Consider the following 13,811-nt stretch of genomic DNA (forward strand, 5'->3'; position numbering starts at 1 on the left):
GATGCAGTCGCTGATCCTGACCACCGCCACGCGCCTGCTGGTGGCGCTGCTGCTGGTCTTCTCGGTCTACGCGCTGCTGCGCGGGCACAACCTGCCGGGCGGCGGCTTCATCGGCGGGCTGATAGGGGCCACCGCCTTCATCCTCTATACCATCGCCACCTCGGTGCGCGAGGCGCAGGCGGCCCTGCGTGTCGATCCGGCCAATGTGGCCATGCTGGGCGTCGGGGTGGCGGGCCTTGCCGGTCTCGCCTCGGGCTTCGTCAACGAGCCCTTCCTGACCGGCCAGTGGCTGTTCCTGTTTGCCGAGGATGGCGGCAAGGGCCTGCCGCTGTCCACGGTGCTGATATTCGACATCGGAGTTTACATGGCTGTCTTCGGCGGAATCCTGACCCTCGTCTTCGCGCTGGAACAGGAGATCTGAGGATGGAGCTGCTGCTTGCCATCACCATCGGCGTGCTGGTCGCCACCTCGGTCTATCTGATGCTGGACCGCAACGTGCTGCGTTTCGTCTTTGGCCTGGTGCTGCTGTCGAATGCGGTGAACCTGCTGATCTTCGGCTCGGGCCGGTTGACGGCCGGGGCGCCGCCGCTGATCGACGATGGGGCCTATGCCCCGACCGGGCTGGTGGCCAATGCGCTGCCGCAGGCGCTGGTGCTGACCGCCATCGTCATCGGCTTCGGGCTGCTGGCTTTTGCGCTGGCGCTGGTCTACCGCACCTACATGACGCTCGGCACCGTCAACAGCGACGAGATGCGGGTGGCCGAACCGGCCGCGGATGCCAAGGAGGCCGGCCGATGAGCTGGCTTCCCGTCTATCCGCTCATCATTCCGCTGATGACGGCGGTCCTGTCCTACCTGTTCCGCAACACGCCCGCCGGACGCTGGATTTCGGTCGTGGGCACCGTGGCGCTGCTGCTGGCCAGCAGCATGCTCATGTCCGAGGTGCTGGAGGAGGGCGTCGTAGTCGCCCAGATGTCGAACTGGGCCGCGCCCTTCGGCATCACGCTGGCGGCCGATCTGCTGGGCGGGGTGATGGTGGTCATCACCGCCATCACCGGCCTTGCCACCGTGATCTACTCCCTGTCCGAGATCCCCTCGCGGCTGGAGCGGCTGGGGTTTCACGCGCTGCTGCAGACGCTGCTGTTCGGCGTCTGCGGCGCCTTCCTGACGGGCGACCTCTTCAACCTCTATGTCTGGTTCGAGGTCATGCTGATCTCCAGCTTCGGCCTTCTGGTGCTGGGCGGCTCGCGCGAGCAGCTGGACGGCGGCATCAAGTATGTCACGCTGAACCTGGTCTCGACCATCATGTTCCTGTCCGGGATCGCGCTGCTCTATGGCGTGACCGGGACGCTGAACATGGCCGATCTGCACCTGGCCGTGCGCGAGGTCGAGAATACCGGCCTGCTGACCACCATCGCGATCATGTTCCTGGTGGCCTTCGGGGTAAAAGCGGCGCTGTTCCCGCTGTTCTTCTGGCTGCCGGCCTCGTATCACACGCCGCCGGTGGCGGTCTCGGCGATCTTTGCCGGCCTGCTGACCAAGGTCGGGGTCTATGCGCTGATCCGCACCTTCACCCTGATCTTCGACCAGGACGTCGGATATACCCACACGATCATGCTGTGGATGGCGGTCATCACCATGGTCACGGGCGTTCTGGGCGCGGCCGCGATGAACGACTTCCGCCGGATCCTGTCCTTCCACATCATCAGCCAGATCGGCTACATGGTGCTGGGACTGGCGCTTTATACCCCGCTTGGCCTGATGGGCGCGGTCTTCTACCTGGTGCACCACATCATCGTGAAGGCCAACCTGTTCTTCGTGGCGGGCGTGGCCAAGCGCATCGCCGGATCGACCGACCTGTCGCGGATCGGCGGGCTTTACGCCCATGCACCGCTGCTGGCCTTCCTGTTCCTGATCCCGGCATTCTCGCTGGCGGGCTTTCCGCCGCTGTCGGGCTTCTGGGCAAAATACGTCGTGGTCAAGGCGGCTCTGGACCTCGAAATGTGGGTCGTGGCCGGTCTTGCGCTGGCGGTGGGCCTGCTGACGATCTTCTCGATGACCAAGATCTGGGGCGCGGCCTTCTGGCCCGACCATCCCGACGGGATCAAGCCGCGGCTGTCCAGCCTGCCCATCGGCGACCGGGTGGCGCTGATGCTGCCGATCGTGGCGCTGGCGGCGCTGACCTGCATCATCGGCCTCTTCCCCGAGCCCTTCGTGCAATTCGCCGAGCGCGCGGCCCAGCAGCTGCTGGACCCGACCGATTACGTCACGACCGTCCTGGGGGTGCGGCCATGAACCTCGTCGCCATCAACATGCTGCTGGCCTTGGCCTGGGTGGCCCTGACGGGCGGGCTGACCCTGGGCGGGCTGATCACCGGCTTCTTTATCGGCCTTGCGGCGCTGTGGCTGGTCCGGCCGCTGTTTCCCGACACCGGCAGCTATTTCATGCGGCTCTATTACTGGCTGCGGCTGGTCGTGATGTTCGTCTATGAGCTGATCGTCAGTTCGTTTTCGGTGCTGCGGGATGTGCTGACGCCGGGACAGAACTCAAAGCCGGCGCTGATCGCGGTGCCGCTGAACGTGACGACCGACCTGCAGATCACCCTGCTGGCCAATTTCATCTCGCTGACGCCCGGCACGCTCAGCCTGGATGTGTCGGACGACCGCAAGACGCTGTATATTCACGCCATGTTCGGGGACGATCCCGGTGCGATCCGGGCGCAGATCCGCGACCGGTTCGAGGTCTGGGTGCGCGAGGCGACGGAGTAGAGTCATGAACCTTCTGGAAAATGCAGTTCTTTTCGCCTTGGCGCTGGTCATTTTGGGCGTGGCGCTGGCTGCCATCCGCCTGGTCAAGGGGCCTACCTTGGCCGACCGTATCGTGGCATTGGACATGATGACGGTGCAACTGGTGGCCTTTGGCGGTCTGGCCGCCCTGCAGGCCGGCAGCGCGGCGTTCCTGGACGTTGCGGTCGTTCTGGCGCTGGTCGGCTTTCTGGCTACCGTATGCCTGGCCCGCTACCTCGAACGGCGCATCCTGCTGAAGGCGGAGGAGCTGACATGATCACTGAACTGGTTGTTGCCATTCTGGTCGTGATGGGCGGGGTCTTCTGCTTTGCCGCGGGCCTTGGCGTGCTGCGCCTGCCCGATCTTCTGATCCGCATGCATGCCTCGACCAAGGCGGGCACGCTGGGATCGGGCCTGATCCTGGTGGCCGTCGCCGTGGCTTTCGCCGAAAGCACGGTCATCGCCCGTGCCGTCGCGGCCATTCTGTTCCTGCTGCTGACCGCGCCGGTGGCGGCCCATCTGATCGGCCGTGCGGCCTTTCGGACCGGCGTGCCGATGGTCGACCGCACGCGCTGCGAACCGGGCGTGGCCGAGGCCCTGCGCGCCCGCGGACCTGAAAAGGCGCCAGAATAGGGCAAGAGACGCAAGGGCGCTGCAGGGCAGGGTGCGAACGGGTCTTTCCAAAGCATCAACATCCGCGTAGATCATTCCGGTTGGCGGACGAACCGCCCGATCTGAAAGAGCTGAATGAGCCACGACATCCCTGCGATCACCCGCACCGAAGATCTTGCCCGCTTTTGCGAAGCCGCCAAGAACGCCCCCTACGTCACCGTCGACACCGAGTTTCTGCGCGAGCGGACCTATTGGTCCAAGCTGTGCCTGATCCAGCTGGCTGTCCCCCCCGCCTCAACCGCCAAGACCGACGGCGGCGAAGCGGTCCTGGTCGATCCGCTGGCCGAGGGCCTGTCGCTGGAGCCGCTCTACGACCTCTTCCGTCACAAGGGGACGGTCAAGGTCTTTCACGCGGCGCGCCAGGATCTGGAGATCTTCTACCACGACGCCCGGCTGTTCCCCGAGCCGCTGTTCGACACCCAGGTCGCGGCGATGGTCTGCGGCTTTGGCGAACAGGTCGGCTACGAGACGCTGGTGCGCAAGATCGCCCGCGCCAATCTGGACAAGTCCTCGCGCTTCACCGACTGGTCGCGCCGGCCGCTGTCGGATGCGCAAAAAGCCTATGCCCTAGCTGACGTGACCCATCTGCGGGTGATCTATGAATTCCTGTCGGCCGAACTGGTCAAGACCGGGCGCGAGGCCTGGCTGGCCGAGGAGGTCGCGGTCCTGGAGGACCCCGAAACCTATATCACCCGCCCCGACGAGGCCTGGCTGAAGGTGCGCACACGCACCAATTCGCCCCGCTTCCTGGCGATCCTGCGCGAACTGGCGCGGTTCCGCGAGGCCTATGCGCAGGAACGCGACATCCCCCGCAGCCGCGTCTTCAAGGATGACGCGATGATCGAGCTGGCCTCGACCAAGCCGCTGACCGAAGCCGACCTGGCACGGTCGCGGCTGCTGCTGCGCGAGGCCCGTAAGGGTGAGATTGCGGCCGGCATCATGGCGGCTGTCAAGGCGGGCCTCGAGGCCAAGGACCTGCCCCAGCCCAAGGGCGAAGAGCCGGGCAAGCCCGGCAATGCGGCCCTGTCGGATTTGCTGCGCGTGCTGCTGAAGGCCAAGGCCGATGCGGCGGGCGTGGCGCCCAAGCTGATCGCCTCATCCTCGGAACTGGATGCCATCGCGACCGGAGACCGCAATCTTCCCGCCCTGCAGGGGTGGCGAGCCGAGGTCTTCGGTGATGATGCGCTTCGCCTTGCCGCCGGGGAAATCGCCCTTTCGGCCCAGGGCGGGGCGGTCAGGGTCGTTCCGGCGCGCTAGGCCATGCAGCCCGGTCCAAGCCTGAGCAGAGCCTGGCCCGAAGATGCAGAGACCATCGCGGCTGCGCTGGCGGATTGGGAGACGGTGCGCTGGCTGACGGCCGTTCCTTGGCCCTATGACGTGGCCGCGGCCAGCGAATTCGTGCAGCTTGCGGGGGTGGATGAACATGCGGTCCGGCTGGAGGGCAGGCTGGTGGGCATGGTGCGCGCCGGAGCCAGTTTCGGTCTGTGGATCGCCAAGGACCTGCAGGGCAGGGGCCTTGGTCGCCGCGCGGCGGTTCTGGCGCTGTCGCGGCGCTTCCTGACGGACGGCGGTGACATTTCCTCGCACTACCTGATCGGCAACGACCGCAGCGCCCGCCTGTTGTCATGGCTGGGTTTTCGCCCCTTGGGCGAGGTGCGCCGCTGGTCCCGCGCGCTGCAGCGGGATGTCCGGGCCATGTCCCTGTCGCTGAGCCGCGCAGGTTTCGAGGCCCGTCACGGGATCTGCCTGCAGACGCCGCGCCTGCGGATCGACCGGGTTCTGGCGGCAGATCGGCCGGCGCTGGATCGCGTCCTGGCGCTGCCCGATGTGGCGTGCATGATGCCCTGTGCCGGCTTTGGCCTGGATGAGCCAGACCTGGTCGAAGGTGCGCTTTTGCCGCCCTTGCGCCTCATGGCCCGTCGCGACGGGGTGGTCATCGGCGCGATCGGGTTCAGCGCGGACGTGCCCGCGCGCCTGACTTTTGTCATCGATCCCGCCCATGCGCGCCAAGGTCTTGGGCAGGAGATGGTTGCTGCCGCCTTCGCCGAACTGGTTGCACGGCTTGCCCCGGAGGAGGTCGTGGCAGAGGTGTTCCTGGACAATATCCCCGCGCGCAACATCCTGAAGAACCTGGGCTTTCAGCGAGCCGAGGATCTTGTCCTGCAGGCTGTGGGCCGCGACGGTCCCGGCGACGCGGCCCTTTATCGCTGGCGGCCGGCGCTGCGGGCCTAGTCGCGGGTCGAACCTTCGGGCGGCGTTGGCTGGATCACCCGGAACAGCGCCCGGCGCTCCTGCGGCGTGTCGCCCTGGGGAAAGCCGCGGGCCGGATCGGCGGGCGCGGGGGCAGGGCGGCCGCGCGGGGCAAAGCCCGCCTGACCTTCGGCAAACCCGATGGTCGAGGGCGATGGCGCCAGCGTCGTGCCCCCTTCGATGATCGGCATGACCTCGTCCGACACCAGGTCGAAGCGGCGCGGGGCCACGCCCGGATCGCCTTCCGCCACCAGGCAGCCGAGCGCGCGGGTCACGTCCCCCAGGTCCGACCGCAGCGGCAGCAGCAGCATCTGGCCCGTCAGGTCGGGGCGGGCATACTGCGCCTTGGCGGCCAGGCTCAGCCGCGCGATCTGGGGCGCCTTGAAGACGCTTTCCAGCACATCCGAGAACCGCCCCCGGGAACTGGTGTTCAGGAAGGCGCAGACGGGCATGCCGCGCACCTCCATCCCCATCAGGTCGATCAGGTGCCGCCCCGCCAGTCGCAGACGCCCCGCACCCGGCGCGATGCGTTCCAGGATGAAGGCATAGTCCAGCGCCCGCGCGATCCCGCGCGGGTCCACATCCGTGCGCGCCGGGATCGCGCGGCCGTTGCGGATGCCGTCCCAGTATTCGCGCAGTTCGCGCAGGACGCGGTCGGGCCTGCAGGGCTCGTAATCCTGCAGGCGCACGATGCGGCCCATGTCGCGCAACACACCTTGTCCCACGTCGTCTTCACGATCCGACATGCCGAACCCTTTACGTCAAACCCGACGGGCCCTCTTCGACCACGTCCTTTATCATATCTTAACGGCAAAGGTCGGCCCCCGCCGAGTCATTTCCTGAATGAATGGTTAAGATGTGAAGCAGTCGCAGGGCTTGACCGTCACGGCCTGCCGGGGCATCCCGACGCAGGATCTGGACGGGCAAGGGATAGAAGATGATGAACCGCACCGGCTTGATGGTCATCCTGTCGTCGCCGTCGGGTGCCGGAAAATCGACGCTGGCCCGGCGCCTGATGCAATGGGACCCCAGCCTGCGCTTTTCGGTCTCGGCCACGACCCGCGCGCCCCGGCCGGGCGAGGTCGACGGGGTCGATTACTATTTCACTTCGGCGGACGAATTTCGCCGCATGGTGGCCGAGGACCAGATGCTGGAACATGCAGAGGTTTTCGGAAATTTCTATGGCAGCCCGCGCGCGCCGGTCGAAACCGCGATGCGGGACGGGCGCGACACGCTGTTCGACGTCGACTGGCAGGGCGGGCAGCAGATCCGCGCCTCGGCCCTTGGCGGTCATGTCGTCTCGATCTTCGTGCTGCCCCCCTCGCTGCCCGAACTGGAGCGGCGGCTGCGGGGACGGGGCCAGGACAGCGACGTGGTCATCGCCGGCCGCATGCTGAAAAGCCGGTCCGAGATCAGCCACTGGGCAGAATATGACTATGTCCTGGTCAATGACGATCTGGACGAGACCGAGGCACGCCTGCGGGCCATCCTGACCGCCGAACGCCTGCGCCGGGACCGGCAGGCGGGATTGGGCGCCTTCGTCAAGCAGCTGATGGCCGAAGAGGAAGTGCGATGATCTGGTCGCTGGACGGCATCGCCCCGGACCTGGCGCAGGATGCTTGGGTCGCGCCCGATGCGCAGCTGATGGGCCGCGTCCGGCTGGAGGAGGGGGCCTCGGTCTGGTTCGGGGCGGTGCTGCGCGGCGACAACGAAATGATCCGCGTGGGGCGCGGCAGCAATGTCCAGGACCTGTGCTGCCTGCACACGGACATGGGCTATCCGCTGGAGATCGGCGCCGATTGCACCATCGGCCACCGCGCGATCCTGCACGGCTGCCGCATCGGCGACGGGGCGCTGGTGGGCATGGGCGCGACGATCCTGAACGGCGCCGTCATCGGGGCGGGGGCGCTGATCGGCGCCGGCGCCCTGATCGCCGAGGGCAAGGAGATCCCGCCCGGTGCGCTGGTGATGGGCGCCCCCGGCAAGGTGATCCGCATGCTGGATCAGGCCGCCCAACAGGAGCTGCGCGCCTCGGCTGCGCGATATCGGGCCAATGCGGCACGGTTCCGCGCCGGCCTGGCAGCGGCGGGCTGATCGCGTGCTGGGTGCGGGGCGGCGGCTGACGGGACTGCTGGACGGGGTGCCGGTGCCCATGCTGGCCGTGGACCGCGAGGCCCGGGTGATTGCCGCCAACGGCTTGGCGGGTGCCCTGCTGGGTTCCGACCTGCTGGACCGGCCCTTCGTCACGGTGCTGCGCCACCCGGCCATCGTGGAGGCCGTGGACCGGATGCTGGACCCCGAGGCGGGACCCGCGCCCGTGCCCGATCCCGCGCTGCCGACCCCGCCAAACGGGGTGGTGACGCTGCGGGCGCAATTCGCCGCCGACGGGCGCGATGTGCTGGCCGAGGTGACGGTGGCGCCTTTGCCCTCGCCCTTCGGGCCGGGCGCCACGATCGCGCTGCTGGACCGCTCGGTCGCCGAGGAGGCCGAACAGATGCGCCGCGATTTCGTCGCCAATGTCAGCCATGAGTTGAAGACCCCCTTGACCGCCATGATCGGTTTCATCGAGACGCTGCGCGGTCCGGCCCGCGACGACGCCCGGGCGCGCGACCGCTTTCTGGACATCATGGAACGCGAGGCCGCGCGGATGAACCGGCTGATCAGCGAGCTGCTGTCGCTGAGCCGCGTGCAGTCCGAAGAACGGCGGCGTCCGTCCGGCGACGTGGACCTGCCGGGCCTGCTGCAGGGCGTGCTGACGATCCTTGCGCCGCGCGCCCAGAGCGCCGGGGTCGTGATCGAGACCAGTGGGCTGGACCAGCCCCTGCGCCTGCCCGGGGATGCCGACCAGCTGACCCAGGTGTTCCAGAACCTGATCGAGAACGCGCTGAAATACGGCGGCTCGGGCGGGATGCTGCGCGTGTCGATGGCGCGTCTGGCGCATGAGCCGATGCTGCGGGGCCCGGCCTGGGCCGTCACCGTCGAGGATCGGGGCGAGGGGATCGAGGAACAGCACCTGCCGCGGCTGACCGAACGTTTCTATCGGGTCGACACGCACCGGTCGCGGGCGCAGGGCGGGACCGGGCTGGGGCTGGCCATCGTCAAGCACATCGTCAGCCGGCACCGCGGGCGCCTGCGGATCGAGAGCCGCATGGGCGAGGGCAGCCGTTTCACCGTCATCCTGCCGGAACGCCTGTCACGGGGCTGAGACCGTGCCGGGGCTGCAGTGTCGCAGCCCTCTCGCCCTTGGCGGAGCCATGGCCTATAAGCGCGCCATGTCGTCAGGAAGGGATAGGGGCATGTCGCAATCGTCGCAGGTCGATCCGGCCAAGCTGGCCGCCGCAAGGGCCGCCATCGCATTGGTCGAGGACGGGATGAAGCTGGGCCTGGGCACGGGGTCGACCGCCAGCATCATGGTGCGCGAGCTGGCCGCGCGGGCGCAGGCCGAGGGGCTGAACCTGCGTTGCGCCGCGACCTCCCGCGCCACTGCCGAACTGGCCGAAAGCCTGGGGCTGCGGATCGAGACGCTGGACGAGATCGGCTGGCTGGACCTGACCATCGACGGCGCCGACGAGGTCGACCCGCAGCTGCACCTGATCAAGGGGGGCGGGGCCGCGCATCTGCGCGAAAAGATCGTCGCCGCCGCAAGCGACCGGATGGTGGTGATCGCCGATCCCGGCAAGGTGGTCGAGACCCTGGGGGCCTTCCCGCTGCCGGTCGAGGTCCTGGCCTTCGGCTTCGAGACGACGCGCAAGCTGATCCGCCGTGCGCTGGAGGCGCTGGAGCTGGGAGGGCGCGACGTGCTGCAGCGCCTGAATGGCAGCGACCCGGTGATCACGGACGAGGGCAATTTCATCCTGGACCTGCACCTGATGCAGATCCCCGATCCCGTCGCGCTGGCCCGCGCGCTGTCGGCGATCCCGGGCGTGGTCGAGCACGGCCTGTTCCTGGGCATGTGCGACCTGGCCATCATCGGCCGCGAGGACGGGACGGTGGTCGAACTGGCCCGCGATGCCGATATCGATGCCGACATGCTGGCCCATGAAGGAGAATGAACCGGTGAGCTTTGACTATGATCTCTTCGTGATCGGCGGCGGGTCCGGCGGCGTCCGGGCTGCCCGGATCGCGGCCGGCGAATATGGCGCGAAGGTGGGACTGGCCGAGGAAAGCCGCATGGGCGGCACCTGCGTCATCCGCGGCTGCGTGCCCAAGAAGCTGATGATCTTTGCCTCGCAGGCCGGCCTGATGGCCGAGGAGATGCGCGGCTATGGCTGGAGCGACGCCCAGGCCGGCGCCTTCGACTGGGAGGTGTTCCGCGAAAAGCTGGATGCCGAGCTGACGCGGCTGGAGCTGATCTATCGCGCGGGCCTGCAGCGCGCGGGCGTCGAGATGCACGACCAGCGCGCCATCCTGGCCGACCATCACACGGTCGAGCTGGCCGACGGCACCCGCAAGACCGCCCGCCACATCCTGATCGCCACCGGCGGCCGTCCCGCGCGCATCGGCATCCCCGGCGAGGAACTGGCGATGGTGTCGGATGACCTGTTCCTGATGGACAAGCTGCCGCGTCGCGCGCTGCTGGTCGGCGGCGGCTTCATTGCCTGCGAATTCGCCACGATCCTGGCGGGCCTGGGCGTGGACACGGTCCAGGCCTATCGCGGGGATGCGGTGCTGCGCGGCTTTGACCGCGAGGCGCGCGACCTGGCCACCCTGCAGCTGAGCCAGGTGGGCGTGGACCTGCGCCTTGGCCTGACGCCCACGCGGCTGGAGCGGCAGGGCGAGGAGGTCGAGGCCAGCTTTGACGACGGCAGCAGCGACCGCTTTGACGCGGTGCTGTTCGCGACGGGCCGCGATCCCTATACCCGCGGCCTGGGGTTGGAGAACACCGAGGTCCGGCTGAAGCCCAATGGCGCGATCGAGGTGGATGACTGGTCGCAGACCAGCGTGCCGTCAATCTTTGCCGTGGGGGACGTCACCGACCGGGTGAACCTGACGCCGGTGGCGATCCGCGAGGGGCACAGCTTTGTCGACACGGTCTTTGGCGGCAGGGCGCGCAAGGTCGATCACTCGATCGTGGCCAGTGCCGTCTATCTGCGGCCGCACGAGCTGGCGACGGTGGGCCTGACCGAGGAAGAGGCCAGGGCGCGTGGCCCGGTCGATGTCTATTCGACCGTGTTCCGGCCGATGCGCTCCATGTTCGCGGGCAGCGATGCCAAGGTCATGATGAAGCTGCTGGTCGATCCCGAGACCGACAAGGTGCTGGGATGCCACATCTTTGGCCCGGAGGCAGGAGAGATGATCCAGCTGGCGGCGATCCCGATCGGCATGGGCGCGACCAAGGCGCAGTTCGACGCGACCATCGCCGTCCATCCCACTGCCGCCGAAGAGCTGGTGACGATGCGCAACCCGTCGCGCCGGCACGAGCGTCTGACGGCCCCGGCCTGACGGCCCGAGCCCCGGCGGGCGCGTCGCCGGGTCGCACCGAAGCCGGGCGCGCAGGGTTGACATTTCACCCCCGCGCCCCAGTTTTCAAGTAACGGAATTCCCAACGAAAGAAGGTCGATCGGATGGCAAATCAGGGCCCCTGGGGCGGAGGCGGCGGAGGAAACGGCGGCCGGGACGACAAGGATGGCGACAAGCGCCCGGCGGGCCGCCCTTGGGGGGACCAGCAGCCCCCCAACGGCCCGCGCCGTCCCGGTCCCGGTGGCGATCCCCAACGCCCCGAGATCGAGGACCTGATGAAGAAGGGGCAGGAGCGTCTGCGCGTCCTGATGGGCGGACGCGGCAATGGCGGGACCGGCAGCGGGGGCGGCGGCGGCCGTGGTCCCGTCGGTCCGAATTTTGGCCTGAACCGTTCCACCGTGGCGGTGGCGGGTCTTGCGGCCGTCGCGCTCTGGGCCTTTGCCAGCTTCTATCGGGTGCAGACGAACGAGCAGTCGGTGGAATTCCTGTTCGGCCGGGCCGTGGCCGTGGGAACCGAGGGGCTGAACTTTGCTCCCTGGCCTTTCGTCACCGCCGAGGTGGTCCCGGTGACCAACGAACGCGTGACCGAGATCGGCACAGGGCGCGCCGGGCCGATGGACAGCGGGCTGATGCTGACCCGCGACCAGAACATCGTGGATATGGAATACCAGGTGGTCTGGAACATCCGCGATCCCCAAAGCTATCTGTTCAACCTGGCCGATCCTGCGGACACGATCCGCGCCGTGTCCGAATCGGCCATGCGCGACATCATCGCGCGCAGCGAACTGGCGCCGATCCTGAACCGCGATCGCGGCGCCATTGCCAATGACCTGCAAGAGGCCGTGCAGTCGACGCTGGACGCCTATCAGTCCGGGATCAATGTCATCCGCGTCAACCTGGACCGCGCCGACCCGCCGGGCGAGGTGATCGACAGTTTCCGCGAGGTGCAGGCCGCCCAGCAGGAGCGCGACCGGCTTGAAAAGGAGGCCGACGCCTATGCGAACCGCGTTCTGGCCCAAGCCCGCGGTGACGCCGCGCAGGCACTGGAACAGGCCGAGGGGTACCGCGCCGAGGCGGTCAACACCGCCGCCGGTGAGGCCGCGCGTTTCAACTCGATCTACGAGGAATACGTGAACGCGCCCGAGGTGACCCGCCGCCGCATGTATCTGGAGACGATGGAGCAGGTGCTGGGCGACGTGAACAAGATCATCATCGGCGAAGGCATGAACGAGGGATCGGGCGTCGTGCCCTATTTGCCGCTTGACCAGTTGCGCGGCGGAACCGGAGCCGCACCGACCGGCGCCCCGCGCCCGAACGCCACCACCACCAGCGGAGGGACGAACTGATGGCTGCCCGCAGACAGACCCTGACCGCCTTGGCCATTCCCGCCCTGATCGCGATCGTCGTGCTGGTCGCATCCGCCCTGTTCATCGTGGACGAGCGCGAAAAGGCGCTGGTGCTGCGTCTTGGACGTGTCGTCGACGTGCAGGAGACGCCTGGCCTGGGCTTCAAGCTGCCGCTGGTCGACAATGTCGTGAAATACGACGGCCGCATCCTGGGCCTGCCCACCAGCCCGCTGGAGGTCACGCCGCTGGACGATCGGCGTCTGGTCGTCGACGCCTTCGCGCGCTGGCGCATCACCGACCCGGTCCGCTTCCGCCAGGCCGTCGGCACCGCCGGTGTCCAGGGTGCGCAGACGCGTCTGGAGCCCATCGTGCGCAACGCGATCCGCGAGGTGCTGGGTACCGTGCCTTCGACCAACGTGCTGTCGGACGACCGGACCGCGCTGATGAACCAGATCCGGGACGAGGCGCGCAAGAACTCGGGCGGCTTGGGCATCGAGATCATCGACGTCCGCCTGACCCGCACCGACCTGCCCGAGCAGAACCTGAACGCCACCTATGGCCGGATGCGGGCCGAGCGCGAGCGGGAGGCCGCCGACGAGATCGCCCGCGGCAACGAGGCCGCGCAGCGGGTCCGTGCCGCAGCCGATCGGACCGTGGTCGAGTTGACCTCGGAAGCCCGGCGCCGGGCCGAGATCGCCCGCGGCGAGGCCGATGCGCAGCGCAACGCGATCTATGCCGACGCCTATGGCCGCGACCCCGAGTTCTTTGCCTTTACCCGCTCGTTGACCTCCTATCAGCGGGCGCTGCGGGGCGACAACAGCTCGATCGTGATTCAGCCGAACGGTGAATTCTTCACCTATCTGTCGGATGACGGGGCAAGCCGTGCCAATCCTGCCGCCACGCCGGTGGCGCCGGGCAATTCGGCCGCGCAGATGCAGCAGCCCGCCGCGGCATCCGAGCCGGAGGAAGAGCTGGTGACCCCCGAGGTGACCGATCGCGAGGGCAACCGCCTTGGCGAGGCCGCGGGCGTGCGTCTGACGCCGCTGCCCGAGAACCTGACCGCGCCGCCGCAGCAGCAGTCCGAGATCCTGTCCCCTGATGCCACGATCGAGGATGAGGTCGAGGCCGCGCCGGCAGAGGCGCCCGATGCCGCGGCAGAGCCTGCACCGGAGGCCCCGGCCGAGGCGCCCGCGGAACCGTCTGTCGAGCCGATGGCCCCCGAGACGGGTTCCGGGGCGCAGCCCCCGGAGCCGACCGAAGCGCCGGCACAAGGCAACTGATTCATGGCGGGCGGGGGG

Annotated in this window: 15 protein-coding genes and 1 pseudogene; 15 read left to right on the forward strand and 1 reads right to left on the reverse strand. The window is 68.2% G+C overall.

Annotated elements, in window-relative coordinates:
• Position 1 precedes the first annotated feature (1 nt).
• The 8 genes from ACNR9W_RS06315 to ACNR9W_RS06350 all read left to right on the forward strand — a co-directional run bounded on the left by ACNR9W_RS06315 (position 2) and on the right by ACNR9W_RS06350 (position 5,689).
• The gene (locus tag ACNR9W_RS06315; RefSeq protein ID WP_419268007.1) at positions 2–421 is read left to right on the forward strand and encodes an MnhB domain-containing protein; all 420 of its coding nucleotides are present in this window, start codon (positions 2–4) and stop codon (positions 419–421) included.
• 2 nt (positions 422–423) lie between these two features.
• Positions 424–798, forward strand: coding sequence for a Na+/H+ antiporter subunit C (locus ACNR9W_RS06320; RefSeq protein ID WP_419268008.1), 375 nt, complete (start codon positions 424–426; stop codon positions 796–798).
• Positions 795–2,294 (forward strand): Na+/H+ antiporter subunit D, encoded by a 1,500-nt coding sequence (locus ACNR9W_RS06325; RefSeq protein ID WP_419268009.1) that lies wholly within the window; start codon positions 795–797, stop codon positions 2,292–2,294. The genes ACNR9W_RS06320 and ACNR9W_RS06325 overlap by 4 nt, the downstream gene beginning before the upstream one ends.
• Positions 2,291–2,767, forward strand: coding sequence for a Na+/H+ antiporter subunit E (locus ACNR9W_RS06330; protein WP_419268010.1), 477 nt, complete (start codon positions 2,291–2,293; stop codon positions 2,765–2,767). The genes ACNR9W_RS06325 and ACNR9W_RS06330 overlap by 4 nt, the downstream gene beginning before the upstream one ends.
• A 4-nt stretch (positions 2,768–2,771) precedes the next feature.
• A complete protein-coding gene (locus ACNR9W_RS06335) occupies positions 2,772–3,062 on the forward strand; it encodes a monovalent cation/H+ antiporter complex subunit F (RefSeq protein ID WP_419268011.1) in 291 nt (96 codons plus the stop codon).
• Positions 3,059–3,418: a monovalent cation/H(+) antiporter subunit G gene (gene mnhG / locus ACNR9W_RS06340; protein WP_419268012.1), complete on the forward strand. Its 360-nt coding sequence runs from the start codon at positions 3,059–3,061 to the stop codon at positions 3,416–3,418. The genes ACNR9W_RS06335 and mnhG overlap by 4 nt, the downstream gene beginning before the upstream one ends.
• A gap of 126 nt (positions 3,419–3,544) precedes the next feature.
• Complete coding sequence (rnd, locus tag ACNR9W_RS06345) at positions 3,545–4,714, forward strand: ribonuclease D (protein ID WP_419268347.1); 1,170 nt, start codon at positions 3,545–3,547, stop codon at positions 4,712–4,714.
• Positions 4,715–4,717: 3 nt separating this feature from the next.
• Entirely contained in the window at positions 4,718–5,689 is a 972-nt protein-coding gene (locus ACNR9W_RS06350; RefSeq protein WP_419268013.1) for a GNAT family N-acetyltransferase, read from the forward strand.
• On the opposite strand, the gene ACNR9W_RS06355 is transcribed toward ACNR9W_RS06350, so the two are convergent.
• Entirely contained in the window at positions 5,686–6,453 is a 768-nt protein-coding gene (locus ACNR9W_RS06355) for a PAS domain-containing protein (protein WP_419268014.1), read from the reverse strand. The genes ACNR9W_RS06350 and ACNR9W_RS06355 overlap by 4 nt on opposite strands.
• A gap of 194 nt (positions 6,454–6,647) precedes the next feature.
• Here ACNR9W_RS06355 and gmk point away from each other — a divergent pair, with 194 nt between their 5' ends.
• The 7 genes and pseudogenes from gmk to hflC all read left to right on the forward strand — a co-directional run.
• Positions 6,648–7,283 (forward strand): guanylate kinase, encoded by a 636-nt coding sequence (gene gmk, locus ACNR9W_RS06360; protein WP_419268348.1) that lies wholly within the window; start codon positions 6,648–6,650, stop codon positions 7,281–7,283.
• Positions 7,280–7,801, forward strand: coding sequence for a gamma carbonic anhydrase family protein (locus tag ACNR9W_RS06365; RefSeq protein WP_419268015.1), 522 nt, complete (start codon positions 7,280–7,282; stop codon positions 7,799–7,801). The genes gmk and ACNR9W_RS06365 overlap by 4 nt, the downstream gene beginning before the upstream one ends.
• 58 nt (positions 7,802–7,859) lie before the next feature.
• Complete coding sequence (locus ACNR9W_RS06370; protein WP_419268349.1) at positions 7,860–8,912, forward strand: sensor histidine kinase; 1,053 nt, start codon at positions 7,860–7,862, stop codon at positions 8,910–8,912.
• Positions 8,913–9,003: 91 nt separating this feature from the next.
• Positions 9,004–9,759 (forward strand): ribose-5-phosphate isomerase RpiA, encoded by a 756-nt coding sequence (gene rpiA / locus ACNR9W_RS06375; RefSeq protein WP_419268016.1) that lies wholly within the window; start codon positions 9,004–9,006, stop codon positions 9,757–9,759.
• A gap of 4 nt (positions 9,760–9,763) precedes the next feature.
• Complete coding sequence (gene gorA / locus ACNR9W_RS06380) at positions 9,764–11,149, forward strand: glutathione-disulfide reductase (protein ID WP_419268017.1); 1,386 nt, start codon at positions 9,764–9,766, stop codon at positions 11,147–11,149.
• A 122-nt stretch (positions 11,150–11,271) separates the two neighbouring features.
• The gene (gene hflK, locus ACNR9W_RS06385; protein ID WP_419268018.1) at positions 11,272–12,513 is read left to right on the forward strand and encodes an FtsH protease activity modulator HflK; all 1,242 of its coding nucleotides are present in this window, start codon (positions 11,272–11,274) and stop codon (positions 12,511–12,513) included.
• A pseudogene (gene hflC, locus ACNR9W_RS06390) lies at positions 12,513–13,583 on the forward strand (protease modulator HflC); the annotation flags it as partial. The gene hflK and the pseudogene hflC, both read left to right, overlap by 1 nt.
• Positions 13,584–13,811 lie beyond the last annotated feature (228 nt).

This window comes from Paracoccus sp. T5, from assembly GCF_048538155.2.
In the GTDB taxonomy this organism is placed as follows: Bacteria; Pseudomonadota; Alphaproteobacteria; order Rhodobacterales; family Rhodobacteraceae; genus Paracoccus.